At 50.1% G+C, this 23,713-nt stretch carries 31 protein-coding genes; 18 read left to right on the forward strand and 13 right to left on the reverse strand.

The features are described from left to right. Window positions 1–13: 13 nt before the first annotated feature. The 6 genes from ACJJIQ_RS09145 to ACJJIQ_RS09170 form a co-directional block, all read right to left on the reverse strand. Complete coding sequence (locus tag ACJJIQ_RS09145; RefSeq protein WP_445364413.1) at window positions 14–508, reverse strand: hypothetical protein; 495 nt, start codon at window positions 506–508, stop codon at window positions 14–16. Then, window positions 505–852, reverse strand: coding sequence for a hypothetical protein (locus ACJJIQ_RS09150; RefSeq protein ID WP_445364414.1), 348 nt, complete (start codon window positions 850–852; stop codon window positions 505–507). The genes ACJJIQ_RS09145 and ACJJIQ_RS09150 overlap by 4 nt, the downstream gene beginning before the upstream one ends. A gap of 90 nt (window positions 853–942) precedes the next feature. Continuing rightward, window positions 943–1,287: a hypothetical protein gene (locus ACJJIQ_RS09155; RefSeq protein ID WP_445364415.1), complete on the reverse strand. Its 345-nt coding sequence runs from the start codon at window positions 1,285–1,287 to the stop codon at window positions 943–945. A 114-nt stretch (window positions 1,288–1,401) separates the two neighbouring features. Then, complete coding sequence (locus ACJJIQ_RS09160; protein ID WP_445364416.1) at window positions 1,402–1,704, reverse strand: hypothetical protein; 303 nt, start codon at window positions 1,702–1,704, stop codon at window positions 1,402–1,404. Between the two features lie 77 nt (window positions 1,705–1,781). After that, entirely contained in the window at window positions 1,782–2,213 is a 432-nt protein-coding gene (locus tag ACJJIQ_RS09165; RefSeq protein ID WP_445364417.1) for a hypothetical protein, read from the reverse strand. A 478-nt stretch (window positions 2,214–2,691) separates the two neighbouring features. Continuing rightward, window positions 2,692–2,889, reverse strand: a complete 198-nt coding sequence (locus tag ACJJIQ_RS09170; protein ID WP_445364418.1) for a hypothetical protein — start codon at window positions 2,887–2,889, stop codon at window positions 2,692–2,694. A 397-nt stretch (window positions 2,890–3,286) separates the two neighbouring features. Between ACJJIQ_RS09170 and ACJJIQ_RS09175 the strand changes: the two genes are divergently transcribed. Together ACJJIQ_RS09175 and ACJJIQ_RS09180 are read left to right on the forward strand one after the other, a co-directional pair. Next, entirely contained in the window at window positions 3,287–3,823 is a 537-nt protein-coding gene (locus ACJJIQ_RS09175; protein ID WP_252469357.1) for a hypothetical protein, read from the forward strand. Beyond that, a complete protein-coding gene (locus ACJJIQ_RS09180) occupies window positions 3,820–3,996 on the forward strand; it encodes a hypothetical protein (protein WP_445364419.1) in 177 nt (58 codons plus the stop codon). The genes ACJJIQ_RS09175 and ACJJIQ_RS09180 overlap by 4 nt, the downstream gene beginning before the upstream one ends. A 64-nt stretch (window positions 3,997–4,060) precedes the next feature. Here the strand turns inward: ACJJIQ_RS09180 and ACJJIQ_RS09185 are convergent, their stop codons facing one another. Continuing rightward, the gene (locus ACJJIQ_RS09185) at window positions 4,061–4,492 is read right to left on the reverse strand and encodes a helix-turn-helix domain-containing protein (protein ID WP_445364420.1); all 432 of its coding nucleotides are present in this window, start codon (window positions 4,490–4,492) and stop codon (window positions 4,061–4,063) included. Between the two features lie 87 nt (window positions 4,493–4,579). Between ACJJIQ_RS09185 and ACJJIQ_RS09190 the strand changes: the two genes are divergently transcribed. Continuing rightward, a complete protein-coding gene (locus tag ACJJIQ_RS09190) occupies window positions 4,580–4,804 on the forward strand; it encodes a BcepMu_gp16 family phage-derived protein (RefSeq protein WP_252469326.1) in 225 nt (74 codons plus the stop codon). 48 nt (window positions 4,805–4,852) lie between these two features. Here ACJJIQ_RS09190 and ACJJIQ_RS09195 read toward each other — a convergent pair whose 3' ends face one another. After that, window positions 4,853–5,032, reverse strand: coding sequence for a hypothetical protein (locus ACJJIQ_RS09195; RefSeq protein ID WP_252469287.1), 180 nt, complete (start codon window positions 5,030–5,032; stop codon window positions 4,853–4,855). 172 nt (window positions 5,033–5,204) lie between these two features. On the opposite strand from ACJJIQ_RS09195, the gene ACJJIQ_RS09200 reads away from it, so the two are divergent. The 14 genes from ACJJIQ_RS09200 (at window position 5,205) to ACJJIQ_RS09265 (ending at window position 12,993) form a co-directional block, all read left to right on the forward strand. Beyond that, a complete protein-coding gene (locus ACJJIQ_RS09200) occupies window positions 5,205–5,708 on the forward strand; it encodes a hypothetical protein (protein WP_445364421.1) in 504 nt (167 codons plus the stop codon). Further along, complete coding sequence (locus tag ACJJIQ_RS09205; RefSeq protein ID WP_445364422.1) at window positions 5,701–6,000, forward strand: helix-turn-helix domain-containing protein; 300 nt, start codon at window positions 5,701–5,703, stop codon at window positions 5,998–6,000. The genes ACJJIQ_RS09200 and ACJJIQ_RS09205 overlap by 8 nt, the downstream gene beginning before the upstream one ends. A gap of 3 nt (window positions 6,001–6,003) precedes the next feature. After that, window positions 6,004–6,825, forward strand: coding sequence for a DUF3102 domain-containing protein (locus ACJJIQ_RS09210; RefSeq protein WP_445364423.1), 822 nt, complete (start codon window positions 6,004–6,006; stop codon window positions 6,823–6,825). Next, window positions 6,822–7,031, forward strand: coding sequence for a hypothetical protein (locus tag ACJJIQ_RS09215; protein ID WP_445364424.1), 210 nt, complete (start codon window positions 6,822–6,824; stop codon window positions 7,029–7,031). Before ACJJIQ_RS09210 ends, ACJJIQ_RS09215 begins: the two co-directional genes overlap by 4 nt. Next, on the forward strand, window positions 7,028–8,797 hold the full coding sequence (locus ACJJIQ_RS09220) for a TnsB C-terminal domain-containing protein (protein WP_445364425.1): 1,770 nt from the start codon (window positions 7,028–7,030) through the stop codon (window positions 8,795–8,797). The genes ACJJIQ_RS09215 and ACJJIQ_RS09220 overlap by 4 nt, the downstream gene beginning before the upstream one ends. A gap of 27 nt (window positions 8,798–8,824) precedes the next feature. Next, window positions 8,825–9,961, forward strand: a complete 1,137-nt coding sequence (locus ACJJIQ_RS09225; protein ID WP_445364426.1) for an AAA family ATPase — start codon at window positions 8,825–8,827, stop codon at window positions 9,959–9,961. 1 nt (window position 9,962) lies between these two features. Further along, window positions 9,963–10,199, forward strand: coding sequence for a hypothetical protein (locus tag ACJJIQ_RS09230; RefSeq protein ID WP_445364427.1), 237 nt, complete (start codon window positions 9,963–9,965; stop codon window positions 10,197–10,199). Then, window positions 10,180–10,488, forward strand: coding sequence for a hypothetical protein (locus ACJJIQ_RS09235; RefSeq protein WP_445364428.1), 309 nt, complete (start codon window positions 10,180–10,182; stop codon window positions 10,486–10,488). The genes ACJJIQ_RS09230 and ACJJIQ_RS09235 overlap by 20 nt, the downstream gene beginning before the upstream one ends. A 124-nt stretch (window positions 10,489–10,612) precedes the next feature. Then, window positions 10,613–10,786: a hypothetical protein gene (locus tag ACJJIQ_RS09240; protein ID WP_445364429.1), complete on the forward strand. Its 174-nt coding sequence runs from the start codon at window positions 10,613–10,615 to the stop codon at window positions 10,784–10,786. After that, window positions 10,776–11,381 (forward strand): DUF3164 family protein, encoded by a 606-nt coding sequence (locus ACJJIQ_RS09245; protein ID WP_252469253.1) that lies wholly within the window; start codon window positions 10,776–10,778, stop codon window positions 11,379–11,381. Before ACJJIQ_RS09240 ends, ACJJIQ_RS09245 begins: the two co-directional genes overlap by 11 nt. A gap of 8 nt (window positions 11,382–11,389) precedes the next feature. After that, complete coding sequence (locus tag ACJJIQ_RS09250; RefSeq protein ID WP_445364430.1) at window positions 11,390–12,079, forward strand: DUF2786 domain-containing protein; 690 nt, start codon at window positions 11,390–11,392, stop codon at window positions 12,077–12,079. A 20-nt stretch (window positions 12,080–12,099) separates the two neighbouring features. Next, complete coding sequence (locus ACJJIQ_RS09255; protein WP_445364431.1) at window positions 12,100–12,375, forward strand: hypothetical protein; 276 nt, start codon at window positions 12,100–12,102, stop codon at window positions 12,373–12,375. Continuing rightward, complete coding sequence (locus ACJJIQ_RS09260; RefSeq protein WP_445364432.1) at window positions 12,372–12,587, forward strand: hypothetical protein; 216 nt, start codon at window positions 12,372–12,374, stop codon at window positions 12,585–12,587. Before ACJJIQ_RS09255 ends, ACJJIQ_RS09260 begins: the two co-directional genes overlap by 4 nt. Beyond that, window positions 12,580–12,993 (forward strand): gp16 family protein, encoded by a 414-nt coding sequence (locus ACJJIQ_RS09265; RefSeq protein WP_445364433.1) that lies wholly within the window; start codon window positions 12,580–12,582, stop codon window positions 12,991–12,993. Before ACJJIQ_RS09260 ends, ACJJIQ_RS09265 begins: the two co-directional genes overlap by 8 nt. Here the strand turns inward: ACJJIQ_RS09265 and ACJJIQ_RS09270 are convergent. After that, on the reverse strand, window positions 12,977–14,104 hold the full coding sequence (locus ACJJIQ_RS09270) for an ISAs1 family transposase (RefSeq protein WP_445362101.1): 1,128 nt from the start codon (window positions 14,102–14,104) through the stop codon (window positions 12,977–12,979). The genes ACJJIQ_RS09265 and ACJJIQ_RS09270 overlap by 17 nt on opposite strands. A gap of 156 nt (window positions 14,105–14,260) precedes the next feature. Between ACJJIQ_RS09270 and ACJJIQ_RS09275 the strand changes: the two genes are divergently transcribed. Continuing rightward, a complete protein-coding gene (locus tag ACJJIQ_RS09275; RefSeq protein ID WP_445364434.1) occupies window positions 14,261–14,611 on the forward strand; it encodes a Mor transcription activator family protein in 351 nt (116 codons plus the stop codon). 89 nt (window positions 14,612–14,700) lie between these two features. On the opposite strand, the gene ACJJIQ_RS09280 is transcribed toward ACJJIQ_RS09275, so the two are convergent. From ACJJIQ_RS09280 to acnD, 4 genes are all read right to left on the reverse strand, one after another. Next, entirely contained in the window at window positions 14,701–16,188 is a 1,488-nt protein-coding gene (locus tag ACJJIQ_RS09280) for an alkaline phosphatase D family protein (protein WP_445364435.1), read from the reverse strand. 407 nt (window positions 16,189–16,595) lie between these two features. Then, window positions 16,596–19,223 (reverse strand): TonB-dependent receptor, encoded by a 2,628-nt coding sequence (locus ACJJIQ_RS09285; protein WP_445364436.1) that lies wholly within the window; start codon window positions 19,221–19,223, stop codon window positions 16,596–16,598. Window positions 19,224–19,850: 627 nt separating this feature from the next. Next, a complete protein-coding gene (gene prpF / locus ACJJIQ_RS09290) occupies window positions 19,851–21,029 on the reverse strand; it encodes a 2-methylaconitate cis-trans isomerase PrpF (protein WP_445364437.1) in 1,179 nt (392 codons plus the stop codon). Between the two features lie 3 nt (window positions 21,030–21,032). After that, entirely contained in the window at window positions 21,033–23,630 is a 2,598-nt protein-coding gene (acnD, locus tag ACJJIQ_RS09295; RefSeq protein WP_445364438.1) for a Fe/S-dependent 2-methylisocitrate dehydratase AcnD, read from the reverse strand. Window positions 23,631–23,713 lie beyond the last annotated feature (83 nt).

Raw genomic sequence — 23,713 nt, forward strand, 5'->3', positions numbered from 1 at the left:
AAAAAGGGTAGCGTTAGGTCTTCGCTTCCTCTTTTGCCGCCATCCCATTAACTGCTTCTAAACGCCTCAAACAACCATTCAATTCGATCCACAGAAAGCCAACTGCACTCTCTAAAGCCAAGTGGTCCCCTAAATAAACGGATTGGGATTGGATGCGGGTATTTATTCCCAGTGTGAAAGCAGCTATTTTTATATCTATCTCTGCCGGCTCCAGGCTATGGGCCATTTTATTTCTAATTGAATTTAGTTTAGCGATAGACTGCCAGACAAATACTGGTAATTCAGAGCCAGCAAGCGCCCAAAAAATTTCCAGCTTTTGGCGAAATCTCCACCTCTCCAAAGTCCGGTCATTGATGGCTAGAGGGTTGTGTTGAAGTTTGATTTTGAGGATTTCAGTAATAAGCTCCTCAATCAGTAGGTGCCCTTTCAAGATGACCAGAGCCTTATCTTCACCAAACGGCAGCAACTCAAGAATTCGGTCGACCCCAATTTTATCGTTCTCACTCATGAGTTAGTTTTCTCTTCCATGTTTTTCTCCCTCCGAGATGCTATTACACTTGAGATATTCGCAATAACCCAAAGTAAAATAAAGTACACCAACCACCTTGTAGGAATTTCCAGCTTTTCTATAGCCTCTAATATTGCCTCCTTGGCCACTATATCCAATGTGCTTGGTAGTTGTAGTTTGACAACTATCATCGCAATTGTCCAAACACAGGATGCCCCAAGGGTCACCCAAAATACCCAATTTATCCAGTTAAATAGCGTCTCCCGGTAGAGCTTTGGGTCATTCCATGATGCAAAAAGTAGTAACGTTACAATGCCGCCTACTATGAACTTCTCGTCCAGCATTTTCTAAAAGCCTTATTGTTAAATTGCGAAATGACACCAAACTACTTGATTAAAAGTGTGGCTTGATGTCTGGAGCTTATCCAAAAATGTTTATGATTTTGACTCCAAAATATCCTCATGCCGATACTTTGCAATCTCCCAGAGGATTAGGTTGCCAAGAAAGAAGAGTCCTAGATAAGACCACCACATAACAGGAATGGCTAGCAACTCCAAAGGTTTTTGAACTCTTCGTAAAGTGGCTTTATCCAGTGATTTTTCGAGTATGTAATCAACGGCCTCTAGCGCAGCCCACCAAAATCCTAAAGCGATTAGTACCAACGCCAAAGCCAAAAAGACCAAGTTTGATAGTTTTTCTCTATATAGTTTGGGGGCTGTCCAAGTAGCAATGACTAGCATGGTGATGATGCCACTTAGAATAAACTCTTCACTTAGCATTTCCTAAAAACCCTATCCCTAACAAATTAACGCCAAGCGACCCTGAAAAGGAGCCGCTTGGTTCCTGGAGGTTATCCCTGATTGCGTTAGGCTATCAGTGGTAACGCGCCGCTACTAATTCCTATTTTCCATTTCGTCGCAGGCTGCGCGAGCCATGCGGCGCGCTTCGGTGGTTAGCAGTGAATCATCCTGGGCTTTCCTGCATTCGACCAGAGCACCCTGTAAGGCGTCCTTTTCTGGGTCGTAGATCAGATTTCCCAGCACTAACAGTCCAGCAGCTATGCCGAGCAGTGACAACATGGCCACGCCCGCTTTCCTACCTGTTGACGTTTTATTGGGATTGCGGGCACCGCAGTGGATGCAGGCTTGTGCCTGATCGGAATACTCTCTGGTGCATTCCTTGCATTGGATCAACATTTCGGCATTCCATTAGGGTTTCAAGTAATAGTCCTTTAGCTGATTAATTCGTCGGATCTCCATACCACCGAATTTAGCTATTTTGCGCTTGCTGTTTGAAAAAAATTTGCAACGTCATCCTGTTTAAATCTCTCAAGTAGCCCGCGATCACTCGGCAGTGAGCGATGATCAATTTGCCTAACAAGTAAATGATTGCTAGATGAGAGCATGTGTCGATTATATCTTTCAGGCATTCTTTGGCTAGAAACCACAATATCAATTAGGTATCCATAAACAATAAATGATTGAAATATATGGTGTCCCATTCTACCTCTCCCAATGCAGGATATTAAGTCCGGGCAATGGGTTCCATTAAGCGTCACCTCGCTCACAAAAATAGGATAATCAAATGATCTCAAAGGAGCATCCTGATCTATGATGCCTCTCAGCTTCTCTTCAAATGGCCCAAGATCATATCGGGCAAAAATTTTGTTAGATGAAATACTCATCCGCCACAAAATCGACAACATACACTTCTTAAATGAATTGTGCCTTATTTGTTCAATCAGTGTGTACTTGCTTGAGAGTTGAGAAATTTTAAGAAAGTTGCTGGACCTCTTAGAAATGTCTACCAGGTCTCTTTTAGTATTATTTTCCCACTTGCTTAACTTTACTTCACAATCTTTACATAGCAAATATTCCCTATAGCCTTTCTGTTCAGATTTAATATTCTGATGATTCTCACTGGTGATTGGGATGAATTTATGCTTTTCATTATAGACTTTTTCATAGAAGCACTCTGAGATTATATGAGATTCACACAGGGAGCTTACCTCTGATAGGCACAGTCTACACTTCATATTCAACTAACCTTAAATGTCTTAACGTCTCAACGACCTATAGCTAGAGAGAGGCACGGCTTGAGTTATCCCGCACGATCGTTCGATTTCTTGTGATACATAAAACTCTCTCAATATGCATAATCCCTTCCATATGATTGATAGCTTGTTAGGAGTCATCAGGGCTTTGCCTTGTGGTCAGATAAAACTGATTATTGCCTGGCAATACCACCTTGATACCTGTGGTCGCACCGTCCAGTGCTGCCAGTAAACGGTTAGCCAGCTTTTCTGCGGCCTCGCCATCCAGGTGGATCTCGTAGACGATGTCTCGCCCTGCGACCCGGTTGTGGTTACCTCGAATTTCCATGGCTACCCCCAACATCCGCCATAAACGGAATTGCATTAACGATACGTAAAAACCAAATACGTGACAATGCTCACAATATTGCAGCAATTAGAGAAAGCTTTTATGCCGTTGGAAGGAATCACGAAATTGGTACTCTGGCACCAAAACGGATAAACCGCTCAGCGCTGAGCGGTTTACTTCATGTTGGGTCCGAATGTTGATGTTTGTTGGGATAGGGATTGCGCAAAACCCTTAATTTTCGATGCCTCATGTCAAATTACAGGCTGTTACAAGATTTGCTTTGAAGGTTCTACACGGGATAGAAGTCTCCGGGCAGTATCTATGAACCGATTCTATTTTTTTTAAACACAAAGGTGGCATAATTCTGACGCTGGAGAATCTCGATAAGGCAAAGGAAATGCTAGCTACTCACTTTGAAGCCAAAACCCGATACGGAGCAATGAGAGATCAAGCCCGGCAGATTGCCTGGGAAGCCCTACCCGTGAGGGTGCGGGGCAAAATTGAACTCGGGGGCGTGGACAACAAAGCGCTGGTGGCGTTTAGAACCTGGCAGCATCACCCCAATAGGAAAGTGGATTGGGATTGGACCTTTGCCAACCGCTACTGCTTTAGATATCCGAAAGGTTTTGATTTATCTGTTTGGTTTGGAAATCGCCTTTCTACATTGGCTTTGGGCCGCCCGACATACCATGGTACCTCGCTCAGAATGGATTTTGTGGAGAAAAGTCCAGATTTACCAATGACAGGCTTCCCCGCTTTTATTGTTGTGAATACCGCATATCAAGCGTATGCACAGCTAATTGGGGCCAAAACTTTCCGTATCATCAAGCCGATGAATGAAAAGCTAGTAAATTACTATATGTCCTATGACAAAAGCTTTGAGTATCATCCGGCAGCCAACGGAAACCCCTGTTACTTGGAGAGGCAGCTATGAGTGGGAACAAGCCGACCAAATCCCTTGAAGAGATTAAGCAGTCGATCAAGGAGGAAACAGAAAAGGCGTTGGAGCACTGGGAAAACCTTTCCGAGGAGGAGCGTGAGTCTATTGATAAGGAGACCACGATAGGAACCCCGGAAAACCTGGTCAGACCGGATAAAGACTCCTGAGCCTCATTAAGCTTCTTTACTAAGTGACAAACCGCTCATTGCCGAGCGGTTTGTTTAAATCTAATTACTCTTCCTTCTTTCCATTCTCGTAGTAATCCCCTTGTGCTGAAACCCGGTTTCCTTCCCCTTTGATGGTTACCCGCCTATCACTACTCGTCTCTGGTTTAGCGATGTCGCTATTGCCCGATAACAACTGAGCCAGCAGAGCCTTGCGCTGCTGGGGGCTGAGTTCGCGGTAGCTGTCGAGCAATAGCTGCTCATCGGGGGCTATTTCTGGCGCCAATGAGTGAGTCTGGCCCGTGAGGATAAAGAGAGGGTCAGCCCCTACGCTGACGAAACTGGAGAGAACTTCAGTTCCCATCGCTGCCTTTCCCCTCTCGTACTTTCCCCACATCTCCCTACTGACACCACATTCTTCGGCAGCCTCAACCTGGCTCAACTTCAACCTTTTTCTTTCGGCCGCAATGCGGGGCCCAGAAAGAGAAGAAAAGTTCACAAAACCCCCCTGAAAAAGGGAACTATAGTTCTCATAATTATCCACACATTCACTAAACATCATTCAGCAACAAGGAGGGCCACCGGCATGGCCGACCAAGAGTTACTGACCCCAGACCAGGTTAAGGCGCAGTTTCGCGCCCAGGGCCTGACCGTTACCCAGTGGGCAGAGGAACGGGGCTACCCGCGCAATGCGGTTTACCGCGTTCTCAATTCTTTCGACAAGGCCATTTATGGCCGTGCCCATGAAATCGCGGTGGCGCTCGGCATTAAGGCCGACCCCAACGCCGGCAGCCAACCTGCTGCGGCATAGGGGGCACCATGCAAAAACCAATCACACAAAAGCGCGATCGGTATGGCTTTAGTTCGGTTGCGCCTGTGCTTGGCGGGCAACGCGGGCCTCGGCCAACTGCCCCAGCAGGCCGTCAATGGTGCGGCGCGCTTCGGGCTCTATTGCCTCGCCGGGCCAACGGGTGTTCCCCAAGTCCCTGGCAAAGGCTTCGGGATCTAGCCCGCCTTGCATTTCGACGCTGGCAGCCAAGTACAACCATGCACGCGAGAGGGCATTGACCTGTGCTTTTAGTTGCCGCAGTTCGCTGTTCATCACGATTCCTCGGTGTGTTGATGATGCCGTTATTTACACATAACGCAACAGCATTGCACCAGATGCACAGCGGCAATTTGTTTGGAAGGGCTGATTTTAGGGGGTTCCAATGACCAGCAAAGCTTGGAAGCGCCGTCGCTGGAATAAATCGGTGGCCACTAACCTGCGCCAGGCGCTGGAGTGGTGCAAGGACTACGCGAAGGACATTCACAACCTGAGCGTGGAGCGAATTGCAGAAGGAATGGGGCTTGCGGACCACTGGACTCTGTACAAGTGGATTCAATCTGGACGTATGCCAGCAGTAATGATTCCCGCTTACGAGCGGGTTTGCGGTTGCGACTTTGTTAGCCGCTGGTTGGCTGCGAGTAGCGGTTATCTAGTGGTGAAAATTCCCAGCGGTAAAGCGGCTTCGGCCAGTGATGTTTTAACCCTGCAAGGCGAAATTAGCGGGGCCATTGCCACACTGGTGGGATTTTACAACGGCAAATCGGATGTGGCGGAAACGCTGGCGCAACTGCGCCAGGCAATGGAGGGCTTAGCCCACCACCACCGCAATGTGGAGGAGTACCACGCACCGGAATTGCCTTTGGACTTGGGGGGAGACGATGAGTAACGCCAGTGCATTACACAAGGGGCTGCGGGTTCTGAAGGCATTAAAAGGCCATACCTTGACCGGGCTGAGCAATCAGCAATTGGTCCAGGCTACGGACTTAAATGCCAGTGCTATCACGCGAATCATGAGCGTGTTGATTGATGAGGGGCTGGCAGAAAAACGCGAGGACGGCCGCTTTGCTTTCAGCCTGGGGATATTGCAAATCGCCCAACGTCACGCGCTGGAGATGCAGCGAGCGCAGGAAAAAATCGATGAAATTAACCGCCGGGTAATTGCCGGCGCACAGGGGTGATCTATGAGCAAGAACGCAATAGTCGAACACCAGGCGCATTCGCGCGAAATTACCGGCTTGTATTTAGATGGCCAGCCTTATGACCGGCTGCGCGTTATCAATGAGGCCCGTTTTTGCCTGGCGCAGAGTGCTGAGGCAATGCTGGAAGCCGGCCGCCGCTTAATTGTCATTAAAGAGCATGAGCCCCACGGGGAGTTCCAGGAGATTATTGAGCAGCAATTGGGCATGAACCAGAGTGTTGCCCGGCGTGTGATGCAAGCTGCCGCAAAATATCTCTCGCCCAAATTAGCCAATAAATCCCAGGCGCTTGTGCCGCTAGGCAAAACCAAACTGTATGAGCTGATGCTGGAGGATGATGATGATCTGGCAGAGCTGGCCGATGGCGGAACCGTTGCCGGGTTGGACCTGGATGATATTGATCGCATGAGCACCCGTGAATTACGCGGCGCCCTGCGTGATGCCCGTGCGGATAATGAGGCTAAAGACTCCGTCATCGCAGATAAAAATAAAAAACTTGATGAGCTGGCCACCAAGAAAAAGCGCATCAAGAAAATCCCCCCAGACCAGGAGAGCGAGCAGATCCGCACGGAGGCGGCAGACCACTGTTACAAAGTTGAGGCATTGCTGCTGGGTCAGGTATCGCAGGCGCTGACCCAGGTAAAAGATCATGCGGATATTCACCAGATCAGTGTGGATAGCTGGATGGGTGGGCAGCTGGATCAGCTGGAGGACGCACTGCAGGAAGTGCGGCAAATCCTTGGGGTTTTTCGCAGTGAGAGCGCTGCGCCCTGGGAGTCTGAGGAAAATGGGGAGGCGGTGGCATGATTAGGCCAGAGCAAAACCCATTTTATACAGGCAGTTATTGCGGTCAGCCTTTCTTTTGCCATTCCGTGGAAGAACGCCTGGAGATGGTGGAGGCGTTTACCGAGCAGGAGTGTCGCAGGGCCTTAGAGGTTCAAGGGCTGCAGCCTGCAGTTTCTGATGCAATCTCTACCCGCTTGGCTGCGCTGGCCGAAGGGGTTGCCCAATGAACCCGGCACTGCTTGAGCGCCTGCAGGCTGTAGCCGCCGACGCCCAAGCGGCTGGCCATGGGAAAAAAGGGCCAATTTATACAGCTGCGGCGGCGGAGATGGGCATCAGCGTGGCCACTCTGCAGCGGCAACTCAAGCAGGTAGTTGTGGCGCCGGCGCGCAAGCGTCGCGCTGATGCGGGCGCGAGTGCGCTAACGCTGGAGGAAGCGCGCAAAATCAGCGCTTACCTGATGGAGAGCCGCCGCAAGTTGGGCAAACGCCTTTCCTCTATTGAGGATGCTGTGGAGGTGTTGCGTTCAAATGATGAGATTGCTGCGGGCCGTACTGATGAGGAAACCGGGGAATTTATCCCTTTATGTGCAGCCAGTATCGGCCGTGCACTACGCCGCTATGCGTTGCACCCAGACCAGCTTTCCCGGCCCACACCTAAAACCCATTTGCGTTCCGAGCATCCCAACCATGTTTGGCAAATAGACCCTTCACTGTGCGTCCTCTTTTATCTTCCGAGCAAAGCCGGCCAGTGCTTACAGGTGATGGATGAAACCAAATTCTATAAGAACAAACCGGCCAATATTCGCCGCATCGAAAAAGAGCGGGTTTGGCGCTATGTGATCACCGACCACACCAGCGGGGTGATCTATGTGCATTACGTATTGGGTGCGGAGAGCGGCAAAAATCTGGTGGAGGCATTTATCGCGGCTACGCAAAAGCGCGGCGGTGACGATCCTTTCCACGGCATTCCGCGCATGGTGATGGTGGACCCTGGCAGCGCTAACACTGGGGCAGTTTTCCGAAACCTGTGCCGGGCTCTGGGTGTGCAGCTGCAGGTGAATTTACCTGGCCAGCCCTGGGCCAAAGGCCAGGTGGAAAAAGGCAACGATATTGTGGAGCGCAGCTTTGAGAGTCGCCTGCGCTTTATGACCCAGCCGCCTACATCCCTGGAGGAAATCAACAGTGCAGGCTGGCAGTGGATGCGCTGGTTTAACGGCCAGAAAAAACACAGCCGTACCGGCCAGCCGCGCTATGCGGTTTGGCTGCGCATTACCGCCCAGCAGTTGGTAGTTGCTCCTGATGCTCAGGTGATGCGGGAGCTGGCTATTCATGCGGCGGAGTCCCGCAAGGTATCTCCGCAATTAACCATCAGTTACCAGGGTAAAACCTATTCGGTGCGAGATATCCCCGATGTGTTGGTTGGGGAAACCATTTCTGTCACGCGCAACCCGTGGCGCATTGATGCGGTGCAGGTGCTGTACACCAATGAGGATGGCCGCGAGGTAATGCAGGTGGTGGAGCCGGAGGCCCGCGACCAGTTCGGATTCTTACAAAGCGGCGCGATGCTGGGTGAGGAGTACAAGGCGCAGCCGGAAACCCGTGCAGACCAAGAGCGCAAGGCCATTGAGCGCACGGTTATGGAAACCGAAACGGACCAGGCGGCGGCGGAAAAGCGCAAGGCGCAGCCAGCACCGTTTGGTGGTCGCGTCGATCCAATGAAACCCATTACCGATACACCACTGCCCGATTACATCCCCAAACGTGGAACCGATTTGGATCTGGATTCGCCGTTGCCCCAGGTAGAGGCGGTGCGCCTGAATACCGTACAGGCGGCCAAACGGTTGCGCTCTCGCATGGGTGATCGCTGGCAGCCGGAGCACTTCCAGTGGCTACAGGAGCGCTACCCCGATGGGGTGGCTGAGGATGAGTTGGACAAAATTTCGGAATTGCTGACCCGCAGGCAAGAAAGCGCTTTAAAGCTGGTTGGCCTTTAACACAACAAGTACTAGGGAGGGTTTCGCATGTTGCAGCTTAAAACATTGCTGAAAAATCGCGGTATGACCCAATCCGCGCTGGCTCGAAAAATAAAAATGTCACCGGCCACAGTTGCACAGATTTGCAACCACGCCATCTGGCCGAAAAAGCGAGAAAAAGAACTTAAAAGGCAAATCCTTAAGGCAGTAGGAAATTGTGGTGAGGAAGTTTTTGAGCAAGCAAAAAGCAACCAAGCCGCTAAAAAAGTAACGCCGGTTACACAAAAAGAAAACCATCTGGAGGATGACATTATGCTGCTACGCAAGCAGGCCCTGACCCCACAGGCGAGGCGCACATTTAATTTGGTGCGTGATCCGTTTGATGAGTGCCGCAATAGCGATGAGGTTTTCTTAACACCGGATGCCCGCTATGTGCGGGAGAGCCTGCGGCAAGTTGCCAGGCACGGGGGATTTGTTGCCCTGGTTGGAGAATCCGGTTCTGGTAAGTCCACCCTGCGCCGGGATTTGATTGGGTGGGTTGATCGTGAAAGTGAGCCGACAATTATTATTGAGCCCTACGTTTTAGGAATGGAGGACTGCGAGGCCAAGGGCAAAACGCTGAAATCTGGCCACATTGCTGAGTCTATTCTGGCTGCGGTTGCCCCTGGACAGCATGTGCCGCGCAGCAGTGAGGCGCGTTTTCGCCAGGTTCACAAAGCGCTGCTGGAATCCCACCGGGCGGGCAACCGCCACCTGCTGATTATTGAAGAGGCCCACGGTATTCCGCTGGCAACCCTCAAACATTTAAAGCGCTTTTTTGAATTAGAGGACGGTTTTTCCAAGCTGCTCGGCATTGTGTTGATCGGCCAGAGTGAGCTGGGCGAAAAATTGGATGAGCGTAACCCGGCCGTGCGTGAGGTGGTGCAGCGCTGTGAGGTGGTGACGCTGCGCCCACTGGATGCCGACTTGCTGGGCTATTTGAAGCACCGCTTTAAATTGTCGGGAACCACTTTAAAAAGAGTAATGAATGATTCCGCAGTGGAGGCGCTGCGCAGCAAGTTATCGCGCAGCAACTACTCGGTGCTCTATCCCTTAGCGGTGCATAACGTGCTGACCGCTGCCCTCAATGAGGCCGCATCCCTGGGTGTGCCCCAGCTAACCGCTGATCTGATTGCGGGGGTGTGACGTGGCTAAAGGCAAAGTTATCAACTTAAAAAACCGGGCGCAGGTGCTTAGCCATTTATTTGCCGAAGTGGAGATCAATGGCCGCGTATTGGAAATGGGCGTGGAGGTGGCCAGTGATCTGCCCATGATTATCGATTGGGAGCGGCGCGTCGCGTGGGTGGGCACTTGGGAGGATTTGCTGGGAGATATCGCCACCATTCTATCGGAGGAATCCAGCTATGCCGCAGCCGCTAATTAATGAAGATGAGCTGGAGTATTGGGGCGAGATGTTCACCGCCCACAATTTGCACCGCTATTTGCCGTTCCAGATTTTTATCCGCGATCCGCGCCGCCACTGGGAGGACATTATGGGGCGGGATTACCGACCACTCTTGCCGGCGCAGATGTCAGTGGCAGAGCGTATTGATGCGGCTTGCCAGGGTGTTGAAAACGCACTGGCCAAAGTTGAAAGCGGGGTTAAGCAGCTGCGCCAACGAAACAATGGCCACTATTTTGAGCCGCTAAAGCATCACCAGGTTGCGCGGTAAACCGGGTTTGGAGCGGACGCTGCTGTCTAAAAGTTTCGATGTGAACTGCGGTTATTTTTCAGCAGTTGAGCAGATACGCCGGTGTCTGTTGTGGCTATCTGCAAGGGGCAGCCGCGTGGTGCGAATGCAGATTAAAGAGGGCCGCGTATTAATTGAGATTCAGGGGCCTGTCAGTTTTGGAGCGCCTCCCCAGTGCCTGGTGTTTGGCGGGGAGGATTATCGAAGTATCGAATTATATGGCTGCCAGGTGTTGTGGCGGCACCAAAAAACCAATGGAGAGCTTACCCATGATTCCTGATGGATTTTGCCAAAATGCTGCCGGGCACCTGGTGCCCGAGGACCAGGTTCGCGAGCAGGACAAACTGCGCGATGCCACTGTGCGCGCTTTGGCTGATATTGCTGAAAAGCTAAATGTGGCGCTGGGGCAATTTAAGGAAAAAGCGCTGGCCGATGTTGCCGACCTGGTAGCGATTTCTGCTGAAAAATATGACGTAAAGATCGGCGGCGAAAAAGGCAATGTATCGCTTACCACTTACGACGGGGAGTACAAGTTGGTGCGCTCAACTTCGGAGCGTTACCAGTTTACCGAGGAGATAGAGGCGGCCAAGGCTTTGATAGATGACTGCATTGTGCGTTGGAGTGAAGGCGCTAATGCCAATATCCGGGCGCTGGTGGATAGAGCATTCCGCACCGATAGCCAGGGGCAGCTGAAAACCTCTGCGGTACTGGAGCTGTTGCGCTTGGATATTGATGACGATGGCTGGAAGCGAGCCATGGAGGCATTGCGAGATTCTATCCAAACCGCAGGGACTGCCACTTATATCCGGCTTTATAAGCGCAAAGGCAAAAATAATCAGTACCGCCAGGTGCCTTTGGATTTGGCTGCGGTTTAGGGGGAAGCATGGAAGAAGCGATTCTAAGGAAGATTAAGCGTTGCCTGGCTCTGGCCAAATCAAGTAACCCCAACGAGGCTGCAACCGCTTTACGCCAGGCGCAAACGCTAATGCAGAAGCATGGTATTTCCAAGGCAGATGTGGGTGCGAGCGATGTAGGCAGCCATATTTCTTCGGCTGTTGGTGGTGGAAGGACGCCGCCGGCTTATATGGCCGTATTGATGAATATGGTTGCCGGGGCCTTTGGTGCTAAGTGTGTTTATCAGACGCAATTTGATAACGGCAAATGGCGTGGGGTGGTTGAATTTTTCGGGTTGGATGGAGCCCCAGAAGTTGCCGCCTACGCCTTTGAAGTATTAGGCCGCCAACTTAAGAGTGATCGCAATGCCTACGTTTCTGGCCTTAATAAACGCCTGAAGCGCACGACAAAAATCCGCCGTGGTGACCTGTATGCCCAGGGCTGGGTTCAAGCGGTTAGCCAGAAAGTTGTGACGCACAAGTACAGCCCGGCGGAGCGGCAGGCAATGGCGAGTTACGAGGAAAAACGATGGCCTAATCTGGAAACTGCCGAAGGCCGAGATACTACTACCAAGGCGCGATGCCACGATATGCAGGCAAAACTGCAGGGTTTGATTGATGGGGAGAAAGTAGATTTTCACCGGGGTGTACGCAGCACTAAGCGTGCGGCCCTGTATTAAGGCCATTTAGGAGAAATACCATGGAATCAGAGGTTAAAGCACCAGCAGTAAACAGATTTGCGATTTTTGCCGGTCGTGTTCACTTGATGAATGGTGGTGCAAGGAATTTTAGAAATAGCGCTTCTACGGAGCAGGCGGCAATGGAGTTAGCGGTAAAAATTGCCAAGAAATCGCAGGAATCACAGTTTTTTTCTTGGCTACAAATAGTAGACAGAGCAACGGAGAAATACACCGAGTACTCAATACTGAGAGGTGGAGAATTAGAGGAACGGGAGAAACAGGAGTGCCCGGAATGAATAAGGAAGTGCTGAAAAAAAGAATTGCTGGACTCAAAACCCTGGATCTGCCCCAGGTAATGTCCGGGATGATCGATGAGCTGGATGAGTGTGGCCTGCAAAAAATGGAAGTGGTGCAGCTAGAAAATGGTGTGCCGGTTGCTGCGGTGGTTGTGGTCGTTGCTCAAGATGTCACGCCATATATAGAGGCACTGGGGGCTGTCGATGGCTGAGAAGTCCAACCGGCAGCGGGAGCTGGCAAAAATCCATATAGCGCGGGCTGAGCTGTGTATGGATGACGATACCTACCGCCAGCTCCTGCAGCAGGTGGGCAAAGTGGATTCCGCAGCAAAGCTGGACGCTGCGGGCCGCTCCAAACTGCTACATCGGTTCCGCGAGCTGGGTTGGAAACCTAAGCAAGCAAAGCAGAAGGTTACAGCCCGGCAGCCCCAGGACCGCAAGGTCCGGGCGCTGTGGCTGGAACTGGCTAAACGGGGGATAGTGCGCGACTCATCAGAGCGCGCGCTGGCTTCCTACGTGAAACGCCAAACGGGTGTTGAGCGTTTGGACTGGCTAAATGGTCTGCAGGTTACGAAGGCAGGGCTGTCCCATATAAATCAGTCTAAATGGTGGCTGTAATTATCTTGTCCAAGGTTTCATTATCCCAGCCAGCCTTTTTCCGAAGCCTTTTAATGCTCATGTCTTTTTTAAAGCTGGGCTTTGCCGCTTGCAACTGATTGAGTGCCGAATGCCTCAAGATCGCCATGTTTTCTGGTGCATTTCCTGATCTGAAGCGACTATCATCCTCACGAAAAACCACATCTAAAATCCAGTGTAACGAGTTTTCAACACCCCAGTGAGAGCGAATAATATGATTGAGTTCTGCTGAGCACGGCTCTAAACTACTGATATAGTAGCGCGTTTCGCAACTAGTTCGCCCATCTACAGTTCGTTTCGCCTGGACTGCGATAACACTTCTTAGACCGTGCCATTGCTCTTTACCTTCGAGCCAATCAATACTGTTAGTAGAGAGACATTTTCTGGATTCTATTCGGCCTCGGCTCACCTCTTCCACACAATCAGTATCGACATGCTTGTGGTGCTGCATATCGAACAAATTATTAAAATGCGTGGTAATTTGCTGGTGCAGTTTGTCCTGGTTGCCCTTCACAGCAATCACATAATCGCCGCCTCGTTCGATAATTTTCTGAGTGATCGTTTTCTGGCAGCCCATGGCGTCAAGCGTAATAATCGCACCATTAAGATCAAGAATCTCCAGTAACTTCGGTATGGCCGTAATCTCATTCGACTTTTCTTCTACCTTTTGCTGAGCAAGGACAAGTCGCGCCTCGGACGCAAAAGCACTCACCATATGTATAGGAGATCGTTTACTGGCCTGATCGAAGCTGCGCCTTAGCGTCTTGCCATCGATCGCAATCACGTTACCGAGTTCTTGCTGAATACCTTGGACCCACTGCAGAAAGCAGCGCTTAAATTGTTCGGGGTCTAAGCTTGAAATAACACGGCTAAAAGTGTTTTTTGAGGGTATTCCGCTATTTAGCGGGGTGAATCGTTTTAGGTAATCTATCTTAGATTCTGCGAAATCGACAAAATCTCTACAGCTTTCAGCACCACAAATAACACCGCAAAACATGATAAGTAAAATATCGGGCAGGGCGTGCAGCTTGTGCCGATCAACTCGAGGATCTTCCATGTCGTCAAAGTGATGTAAAAGGCTAACGCTATCCATTTTGTCTGAAAAACACTCTATTTATCAAAAAAGATAGCTATTCTAGGTCTATTTTGTTCGTTTTTACACCGATTTATATGGGACAGCCCTGGTTACGAAGGTGATCGAATCACTGAAAGCTTGGCTGGACCGAGAAGAGAATAAAGGAGGCAAGCAGTGAGCCATCAAGATCCGAACATGGAAAGCCGCCGCCATGAACTGCTAGAGGAGATTCACGTCCATGCCCGCGAAGTGTTAACTCAACATGGTGTGGATTCTGAGATTGCGGACCAGGCGGGCTGCGCTATTGCTGACCATTTAGCGACAACCTGGGGCGGGCAAATCGTAACGGTACCGAAAGACTATCACTACCGCGTTGCGTCGCGTGATGCTCAGATCTATGAGGAATTCAACGGACGCAATCATTCACAACTAGCTCGCAAATACAGTATGACTGTACGCGGCATCTATAAAGTCATTTCGAGAGTGAGAGCGAAAGGCGATCCAAATCAACCTGGACTCTTCTAACTCTCAATTTCACATCATGCAACGCCGTTGTAAACTCTATCCCATATAAACCCGGTATATCCCACCTAGTCCCAGGATTTAGTGCATCATTAGGTGGGGTTTATCTCATTAGTGAACAAGAGCCGCCAGCGACCTGTAAACTGATCACTTTCAAATTTACTAATCAAGTAACCTGCCCTATTCCCTTTGCGGAACTTCATATGAGGATTTTTCTTTAACGTAGTCTCGGTGCTACGGTTATCTGCGATTTCGTACCAAATAGCACCACCATCCCCGCGGGTCAGGGATGGAGACGTTATTTCAATCGCGACATTATCTCTACTCGCATTGTAATCATCCGCAAAGGGATCTAAGGCGAGCCCAGAGGCCATTGCTTTATGTAACCCTCCGGACAAGACTACGATATTGTCTTCAAGCTCACCAAATAAATTCAATAACCAGTTATGTGATTGAGGGTATCCCCGCCAGGCACTCGGGGAGTAATTATTCCACCATTCAAAAACCGGTGCCCCAGAGCAAACTATTCGCCAGCGCGCACTGGATTGCTTAATAGCCTGCTCAAACCATGTCGCCTGTTCCTGACCAATAATACTGCGGCCAGGGTAATCAAATTCAGAAAATATAGGTTGCCGTTTCTTGAAGTTATCCGGCATATCATTGATTGGCTCATCCCGATCATAGAAGCACATATCCAGGAAGAAGATATCAGCCATTTCACCATAAGGAACAGAGCGCCATACTCGCCTCGGCGCAATAAAACGGGTTGGCATCCAAAGGAAGAAGGTTTCCATTGCAGCTTCCATCACTTCTTCGAAGTCAGCTCCGTTGATTTCCGGCCCCTCTCGCCAGACACCATTTCTCAGGTCGCCATCATCCCAAATCACCATCCAGGTGTGCATTTGATGTGCTTGCTGTAGAAATGTGTCCCTTCTAATTTCAGAGTATCTAGCTCGGTAACTCTCCCGATCAAATTTGAAGTCAGAGTACTCAAACTTACGGTAGTCACCAGAATTTGAGGATGCATAGGAGTAGTCCCCCAGGTGAATAACAGCATCAATATTTTGCTCCCGCTCCACCATATCCCGATAGCCTACAAACTCCCCATGCTCAAAATGTGAGCAGGAAGTGACAACAAACTTAAGAAAAGAAACATCCTCGCTAGTCGCTGGAGCCAGTTTTATGCGACCGACAGAAGAAGTCTGATCCCGGTACTTAAATCGGTAGGTATAATCCCGACCGTAGTTTAGTTCTGTAACATCCAGCTTAACCGTAAAGTCTTTTGATTCATCCGTTTGCAGATACCCGGATGAAACAATCTGGCCAAACGTATCGTCGAGAGCAACTTCCCAATAGACAAGGGGAGAAACCTCCTCAGTGGTTACCCTTGTCCAAATAATAACCGAATTGGCTGTTGGGTCTCCTGAGGCTACACCATGCATGAAGTGGCTGGAGGTACTAGCGAGCCCATCATACTCATACTCGAGCACATCACTACTGGCCCTCAGCGATGGCGCCACAGCGCTAACGCTTAACAACCCACCCCATTTTAAAAGCGTCCGTCGATCAAATCTGTTCACTGTAAGCAGCCTTGCCCTTGCCCTTGCCCTTGCCCTTGCCCTTGCCACGGTATAAATGTTGACGCACAAGTGAAGCAAACGATGATGACAAACAGGTTAAGGCTAAACTTCCTTTAAAAACGCAAGATCCTATTCCATTGGAAAGCTAAAATTTTCCTACAAGTATTTTCACTCACAGTTGCTTCCAAATAGCTTACAACACATGTTTTGGGGTAATTACAGCAACAGATTATTTATTGCTCTAGATAGCTCACAATAATATTTTTCCAGAACAGCTGAATTAATTACATCATTAGATCTGCGACATCATGTCGATAGTATATTGATCAGTGAGAGGTTCATTAGGCAATAAAAAAGCCGGACTGCATAATACAGTCCGGCTTTTATCATACTCGCTTAGTAACTACTTAGAAGTTGTAGTTAAAGCGCACACCGTAGCTCATTGGGGTAGAGAATGGTCCAGATACGAGGCCATCGCTTCCATCTGCGTAGTACGGAACAACTTCGTCAGTCAGGTTGTTACCAAAAGCTTCAACATTCCACTGATCGTCGGGGCTTACATACTTCACAGAAGCATTTACCATCCAGAAAGAATCACGGCTATCGTCATAAGCAGAGGTATCCTCATTAGGGAAATCATGCTTATCAACATTCCAATAGGTTAGGTAAGATTCATCCTCCCAATGAATGCCGACAAACGGAATTATCGCACCACCATGAGCCAGCTCAAAGGTATGATCGTAGTTGATAGTGAAGCTGAATTCAGGCGATACCGGCAGCTCATTACCCTTTAAGTTGCGGAATAGCTCGGGGTTTTCATTAGAGTAGGCATCCTCATAGCTTGATATTTCAAACAACGCCTGGTTATTGAAGTTCCAGCGGCCCCAAAAGTCAGACGTGATTTCAGTCTGCATCCATGTCGCAAATCCACTAATTCGTCCATTAGGGTATGGTGCCCAGTCGAACTCCAGTTCCAAGCCCATAATCTCTGCTTCAGAGGCATTCTTAGTTAAGTAAATTACTACTGGCTCAGTAGTAATTTCTCCAGCGTCCTCGCCCTCTTGCTCAATAGCATAAATTGAAAATGCTGTATCTGGTGCAGCCAATTGCATATCCTGATACTTGGAGAAAAAGAAGGTACTCGCTAAATTGAGCCGCCCATCCAGGAAAGTGCCTTTTGCACCCAGCTCCCAAGTTACTACCTCTTCCTCATCATAACTAGTATCGATTACCTGCTGAACTATACGATTACCGTCAGCATCTAGTATATACTCAGCCGTCGTAGAGTCTTGCTCATACTGAATTACAACGTCACCCAATCCGCCAGACTTAAATCCAGTTGCAACATAAGCATACAGCATCACCTCATCAGTGAGATCATAGTCAAGACCAATTCGGAAATCTGATGAGTCCCAATTCTGACTGGCATCATTATAAGTTTCTACAGTGTAAATTGAACTATTGGCAAAATGGTCAGTAGAAAAGTCATTAAAGGTGTCCTGTAAGAATGCGGGGAAACAACCATACTCTTCATCTGATCCAGTAGACCAGTCGCGGAGACATTTAAGGTTATTGCCACCTTCATCACTCTTCTTGTCTTCGGTATATCGACCACCCACAGTTAGGTGAAGTGAGTCAGTAAGGCTATAGGTTGCCTGAGCAAAGATCGCCCCAGCCTCAACAGTTCTATCTGGCTGCCTCCAAAAGGTGGCATCGTTAAGCGAAGCTAAGAAATAACCGTTTAAGTCTGTATTCTCATGAAAATAGAATAAGCCCGTGATCCACTGTAAGGGACCATCACCTGTAGATTGCAACTGCAACTCATGGGAGTAAGAGACATTTTCTGAGTCTGTAATACTCATACTCATATCCCAGGTATTGCGACCAGCATCAATATCAATCAGGTTGCTTCGTTCTTGAACGGCATAACCAGTGTTATACACAAACGCCATGGTATCGCTAAAATCCCAGCGGAAGTTAGAGCGGAATGAAGTCATGGTGAGATCAAGCTCACCCGGTACATTCACAGCAACTGTGTACTCGTCAGCTCCGGATCCATAGTAAGTTTCGCAGTTTACACCATCTTCTCGCTGCTCAGCTTTTTCACAGTCAATAGTGTTGATGCCGCCTGCACTACTATCTTGATAGTGTTCCGCTACGGCATACCAAGAAATATCGTCAGTCGGTTCCCATAACGCACCTATACGCACCGCCTGCTGATCAACATTCCCATAAAAATCATCAGCATCAGCCCTAACCAGCTGATAGTCCGTGGCTCCTTCAGCGTTATTCGCTTGAATGAAGGTTTTTGAAGCGTCATCAGATAAAACGCTCGCACCTACAGAGTCAGCATCAATATAGCGATTGTCCCACTGGTTAACGTCATAATATCCGGTTAGGTAGGAGTCCCTAGTCTCGTCCATAAAGGATGCACGAAGAGCAAAGGTATCTGAAACCGGAATATTAATAACACCCTTAACCAGCTCTTGATTCCAGCGGCCAAGTTCAACACCGATAGAACCTTCAAATTCGTTGATTACCGGTCTTTTTGAGATAACGTTGATGGCACCTACTGTGGAGTTGCGTCCATATAGGGTACCTTGCGGCCCACGCATGGCTTCAACCCTTTCAGAGTCAAACATCATTGCCATGGCAGACTGGGGGCGCGAAGAATAAATACCATCAAAGTGCAGACCAACAGCTGGGTCACCAAACTCAGAAGTATTAGTAGAGCGCACGCCGCGCATAGAAATTACTGGGGAGGACTGGGAGGCATCATAGCCAATATCCACGTTGGGGATAGTGTTGCCCAGATCTTTTACATTCTTGATACCCTGGCGATCCAGCTCTTCTTGCGTAAATGCACTGATCGCTACGGGGGTGTCCATCAAATTGGTTTCGCGTTTGGTTGCGGTAACCGTGACTTCTTCCAGCGCCCAATCGTCATCCTGTTGGCTATCTTCCTGAGCCCAAGCCGACACTACCGCGACATTTGCCATTGCAATTGCAAAGGTAAGTGGTTTTTTAATTCTCATTGATGTCTCTCCAATCTGCTGCAAAAGGAAAGCCACATTTATTTTTTAATGAATGGCCATCCCATAGGGCCGTCGGCAGTACGGCGGCTAGGCTAAAATCTCAAAAAGAAGGGACGTAAGAAACTCAGATACGATAGAGCGGATCGCGACTAGGACAAAGAGGACTAGTTCACAATTTGTTGTCACTAGCTGCGACCAGCAAGTCAAGTAAGTACTGAAACCGTAGGATTCATATACCAGCTTTCTACGAATATTGGGAATTTTTTAGAGTCTATCTGCTTGCTCACCCAACGCCTCGCATCCCAACAGCAGGCCTTAAATATACGTACGCTGAGCAGTAAAGGCTATATCTAAACAGACCTAGATGTGACTCTTAAGGCAAGCCCTGTCTCACAATGATAAAAACACAGCCATTTTCTCAGATAGAAAAACCTACCGGAAAACACAGGAAAACCGGAAGAAAAGTTAATATCAGGATGACTGAGATTAATATTCGCCTATAAAATTAAATATATAGGGAATATAAAATTATATTGGAGTAAAAATTTAAAACCGATTCCTAATCAATCTTTAGAGAAGGAAAATAAAAGGGGCCAAAAGGCCCCCTATAAAGAAATCACCAAAGCCCTAAAAGCTATTGCCAGGTATTCGCACCCAACCTTCCATTAGGATTCGGGCGCTGCGACTCATAATGGCCTTGGTAGCAGTCCACTGACCATCGACCTCTTTGGCTTGAGCACCCACACGTAAGGTACCCGATGGGTGACCGAAGCAAACAGAGCTGCGCTCACCCCCGCCAGCTGCAAGGTTAACCAAAGTGCCCGGGATCGCCGCAGCGGTGCCAATAGCTACTGCTGCCGTGCCCATCATGGCATGGTGCAACTTGCCCATAGATAAGGCGCGCACGAGGAGATCAACCTCGGAAGATGCCACAGCCTTACCACTGGATGCAGTGTAATCCCGCGGTTTAGCGACAAAAGCAACCTTCGGGGTATGATGGCGATTGGCAGCTTCTTCAATGGTAGAAACTAATCCCATCTTTACCGCACCGTGAACGCGAATGCTCTCAAACATCGCCAGTGCTTTGCTGTCACCATTAATGGCATCCTGCAATTCAGTGCCGGTGTAGCCAATATCTTCTGCATTGACGAAAATTGTCGGAATGCCAGCATTGATCATGGTGGCCTTGAGCACACCTACATCGGGCACTTCCAGATCATCGACCAGGTTACCGGTAGGAAACATGGCACCCTCACCGTCGGCAGGGTCCATAAATTCCACTTCCACTTCAGCCGCCGGAAAAGTCACTCCGTCCAGCTCAAAGTCCCCGGTTTCCTGAACTTCACCATTGGTCATAGGTACATGGGCAACAATGGTCTTGCCAATATTGACCTGCCAGATGCGCACGGTGCAGATGCCATTTTCTGGCACTCTGTCGGGCTCTACAAAACCGCTATTAATCGCAAAGGCACCCACGGCGGCGGTGAGATTGCCGCAGTTACCACTCCAATCAACAAACGGCTTATCGATGGAAACCTGGCCAAACAGGTAGTTCACATCGTGATCGGTTTTATCGCTGGGCGACAAGATTACCGTTTTGCTGGTGCTTGAAGTAGCGCCACCCATACCGTCGGTTTGCTTACCGTAGGGATCTGGACTACCAATCACACGCAGCAGCAGGCTATCACGGGACTGTCCCGGCACTTGTGCAGCTTCGGGCAGATCTTGCAAGCGGAAGAAAACACCCTTGCTGGTTCCCCCGCGCATATAAGTCGCGGGGATTTTTATTTGAGGAGCAAACTTCATAACTCAGGCCGTCGCTTCTGCTTCGAGGAAATCTTTAGCAAAGCGCTGCAAAACACCCCCAGCCTCATAAATGGAAACTTCTTCTGCGGTATCCAGACGACATGTAACAGGAGCCTCAATCGTCTCACCATTAGCGCGGTGAATAAGCAAGGTCAGCGTGGCATGGGGTGTGCGCTCACCGATTACATCGAAACTCTCGGTACCGTCGATACCCAGGGTTTCACGAGTAGTGCCCGGCTTAAACTCCAACGGCAATACACCCATACCGATCAGGTTGGTGCGATGAATTCGCTCGAAGCCTTCGGCAACAATCGCTTCCACACCGGCAAGGCGCACACCTTTCGCAGCCCAGTCACGAGAAGAACCCTGCCCGTAATCAGCACCTGCAATGATAATCAGAGGCTGCTTCCGATCCATATAAGTCTCGATGGCTTCCCACATACGGGTAACCTGCCCTTCCGGTTCGACACGAGCCAGGGAGCCCTGACGGACTTCGCCGTTATCATCGCGCACCATTTCGTTGAGTAGCTTCGGGTTGGCGAAAGTTGCACGCTGGGCAGTGAGGTGGTCGCCACGGTGGGTCGCGTAGGAGTTAAAGTCCTCCTCCGGCAATCCCATTTTCGCCAGGTATTCACCGGCAGCACTGCTGGCCAGAATGGCATTGGACGGAGACAAATGGTCGGTAGTGATATTGTCACCCAGCACCGCCAGCGGGCGCATGCCCTTCAAGCCGCGCTCGCCTGCCAGGGCACCTTCCCAATAAGGTGGGCGGCGGATATAGGTACTCATCGGGCGCCAGTCGTAGAGTGCGTGGCCCTGCTCTTCTGCGGCATCCCGCTCTTCGAACATGGGAATATACACATCGCGGAACTGCTGTGGCTTCACGCTCTGACGTACGATCGCATCGATCTCTTCATCGCTGGGCCAGATATCTTTCAGGGTAATCGGGTTGCCATCGGCATCGTATCCCAGCGCATCTTTTTCAATGTCGAACCGGATGGTGCCGGCAATAGCGTAGGCAACGACCAGCGGCGGTGAAGCCAGGAAAGCCTGCTTGGCGTAGGGGTGGATACGACCGTCGAAGTTGCGGTTTCCGGACAGGACTGCAGTAGCATACAGATCGCGATCAATCACTTCCTGCTGGATTATTGGGTCCAGGGCACCGCTCATGCCGTTACAGGTGGTGCAGGCGAAAGCCACTACGCCGAAGCCCATCTGCTCAAGATCCGGGAGCAGGTCGGCCTCTTCCAGATACATTTTTACCGTTTTGGAACCCGGTGCCAGGGAGGACTTGACCCAGGGTTTGCGGGTCAGGCCGAGCTTGTTCGCATTGCGGGCAATCAGGCCTGCGGCAATCATATTGCGCGGGTTACTGGTATTGGTGCAGCTGGTAATCGCGGCAATAATCACAGCACCATCGGGCATCTCACCGGCTTTCTCTTCCCAGGCTTTAGCGATACCGCGATTTGCCAGTTCCGAGGCCGGCAGCAGCGCGTGAGGGTTGGAGGGGCCAGCAAGGTTGCGACCCACTGTGTCCAGGTCAAACTTCAGTACCCGCTCGTATTCGGCATCCTTCAAGGTGTCGGACCAAAGGCCCGCTTCCTTGGCAAACTTCTCTACCAAAGCTACCTGCTCATCATCGCGTCCGGTGAGTTTGAGGTAGTCGATGGTTTGCTCATCGATAGAGAACATGGCCGCAGTAGCGCCATACTCTGGAGTCATATTGGAAATAGTGGCGCGATCGCCCAGGGTCAGGTTGGAAGCCCCCTCACCGTAAAACTCCAGGTAGGCTCCAACCACGCGCTCGCGGCGCAGGAATTCAGTGAGAGCCAATACCAAGTCGGTACCAGTAATACCCGGCTGCAACTTTCCGGTGAGCTCCACTCCAACAATATGCGGCAGACGCATATAAGAGGCGCGGCCAAGCATCACGCTCTCAGCTTCCAGGCCGCCAACACCCACAGAAATCACACCAAGAGCGTCTACCATCGGCGTGTGGCTGTCGGTACCGACACAGGTATCCGGGAAGGCCACGCCCTCGCGCACCTGCACCACCGGAGACATTTTCTCCAGATTGATCTGGTGCATGATGCCGTTACCGGGGGGAATCACATCGACGTTTTCAAATGCGGTTTTGGTCCAGTTGATAAAGTGGAAGCGATCTTCGTTACGACGCTCCTCTACCGCACGATTTTTTTCAAAAGCATCCTTCTCAAATCCGGGGTGCTCTACCGCGAGGGAGTGATCCACAATCAACTGGGTGGGAACAACTGGATTTACCTTGGCGGGATCACCGCCTTTATCGGCAATGGCATCGCGCAGACCGGCCAGGTCTACCAGCGCAGTTTGGCCGAGGATGTCGTGGCACACCACTCGGGCTGGAAACCAAGGGAAGTCCAACTCGCGCTTACGCTCAATAATCTGTTTCAGGGAGTCGGTCAGTTTTGCCGGCTCGCAGCGACGCACCAGGTTTTCCGCCAGAATACGTGAGGTATACGGCAGTTTGGCATAGGCTCCGGGCTGGATCGCGTCAACAGCGGCTCGGGTATCGAAATAATCGAGGTCTGTACCGGGCAGTGATTTGCGGTAATCAGTATTCATAGCAGGTAAATCAGTCGAATCTTTTTTTAAAATCGTATCTCTTCTGAGGGTGGCTCCAGGCCACTCACCAAAGGCAACCTGGA

It is taken from the genome of Microbulbifer maximicatervae (SeqCode) (genome assembly GCF_052468295.1).

Coding starts and splice junctions, on each gene's coding strand:
- ACJJIQ_RS09145 (WP_445364413.1), bottom strand. CDS start 508: ATGAGTGAGAACGATAAAATTGGGGTCGACCGAATTCTTGAGTTGCTG.
- ACJJIQ_RS09150 (WP_445364414.1), bottom strand. CDS start 852: ATGCTGGACGAGAAGTTCATAGTAGGCGGCATTGTAACGTTACTACTT.
- ACJJIQ_RS09155 (WP_445364415.1), bottom strand. CDS start 1,287: ATGCTAAGTGAAGAGTTTATTCTAAGTGGCATCATCACCATGCTAGTC.
- ACJJIQ_RS09160 (WP_445364416.1), bottom strand. CDS start 1,704: ATGTTGATCCAATGCAAGGAATGCACCAGAGAGTATTCCGATCAGGCA.
- ACJJIQ_RS09165 (WP_445364417.1), bottom strand. CDS start 2,213: ATGTTGTCGATTTTGTGGCGGATGAGTATTTCATCTAACAAAATTTTT.
- ACJJIQ_RS09170 (WP_445364418.1), bottom strand. CDS start 2,889: ATGGAAATTCGAGGTAACCACAACCGGGTCGCAGGGCGAGACATCGTC.
- ACJJIQ_RS09175 (WP_252469357.1), top strand. CDS start 3,287: ATGCTAGCTACTCACTTTGAAGCCAAAACCCGATACGGAGCAATGAGA.
- ACJJIQ_RS09180 (WP_445364419.1), top strand. CDS start 3,820: ATGAGTGGGAACAAGCCGACCAAATCCCTTGAAGAGATTAAGCAGTCG.
- ACJJIQ_RS09190 (WP_252469326.1), top strand. CDS start 4,580: ATGGCCGACCAAGAGTTACTGACCCCAGACCAGGTTAAGGCGCAGTTT.
- ACJJIQ_RS09200 (WP_445364421.1), top strand. CDS start 5,205: ATGACCAGCAAAGCTTGGAAGCGCCGTCGCTGGAATAAATCGGTGGCC.
- ACJJIQ_RS09205 (WP_445364422.1), top strand. CDS start 5,701: ATGAGTAACGCCAGTGCATTACACAAGGGGCTGCGGGTTCTGAAGGCA.
- ACJJIQ_RS09210 (WP_445364423.1), top strand. CDS start 6,004: ATGAGCAAGAACGCAATAGTCGAACACCAGGCGCATTCGCGCGAAATT.
- ACJJIQ_RS09215 (WP_445364424.1), top strand. CDS start 6,822: ATGATTAGGCCAGAGCAAAACCCATTTTATACAGGCAGTTATTGCGGT.
- ACJJIQ_RS09220 (WP_445364425.1), top strand. CDS start 7,028: ATGAACCCGGCACTGCTTGAGCGCCTGCAGGCTGTAGCCGCCGACGCC.
- ACJJIQ_RS09225 (WP_445364426.1), top strand. CDS start 8,825: ATGTTGCAGCTTAAAACATTGCTGAAAAATCGCGGTATGACCCAATCC.
- ACJJIQ_RS09235 (WP_445364428.1), top strand. CDS start 10,180: ATGCCGCAGCCGCTAATTAATGAAGATGAGCTGGAGTATTGGGGCGAG.
- ACJJIQ_RS09240 (WP_445364429.1), top strand. CDS start 10,613: ATGCAGATTAAAGAGGGCCGCGTATTAATTGAGATTCAGGGGCCTGTC.
- ACJJIQ_RS09245 (WP_252469253.1), top strand. CDS start 10,776: ATGATTCCTGATGGATTTTGCCAAAATGCTGCCGGGCACCTGGTGCCC.
- ACJJIQ_RS09250 (WP_445364430.1), top strand. CDS start 11,390: ATGGAAGAAGCGATTCTAAGGAAGATTAAGCGTTGCCTGGCTCTGGCC.
- ACJJIQ_RS09255 (WP_445364431.1), top strand. CDS start 12,100: ATGGAATCAGAGGTTAAAGCACCAGCAGTAAACAGATTTGCGATTTTT.
- ACJJIQ_RS09260 (WP_445364432.1), top strand. CDS start 12,372: ATGAATAAGGAAGTGCTGAAAAAAAGAATTGCTGGACTCAAAACCCTG.
- ACJJIQ_RS09265 (WP_445364433.1), top strand. CDS start 12,580: ATGGCTGAGAAGTCCAACCGGCAGCGGGAGCTGGCAAAAATCCATATA.
- ACJJIQ_RS09270 (WP_445362101.1), bottom strand. CDS start 14,104: ATGGATAGCGTTAGCCTTTTACATCACTTTGACGACATGGAAGATCCT.
- ACJJIQ_RS09285 (WP_445364436.1), bottom strand. CDS start 19,223: ATGAGAATTAAAAAACCACTTACCTTTGCAATTGCAATGGCAAATGTC.
- prpF (WP_445364437.1), bottom strand. CDS start 21,029: ATGAAGTTTGCTCCTCAAATAAAAATCCCCGCGACTTATATGCGCGGG.
- acnD (WP_445364438.1), bottom strand. CDS start 23,630: ATGAATACTGATTACCGCAAATCACTGCCCGGTACAGACCTCGATTAT.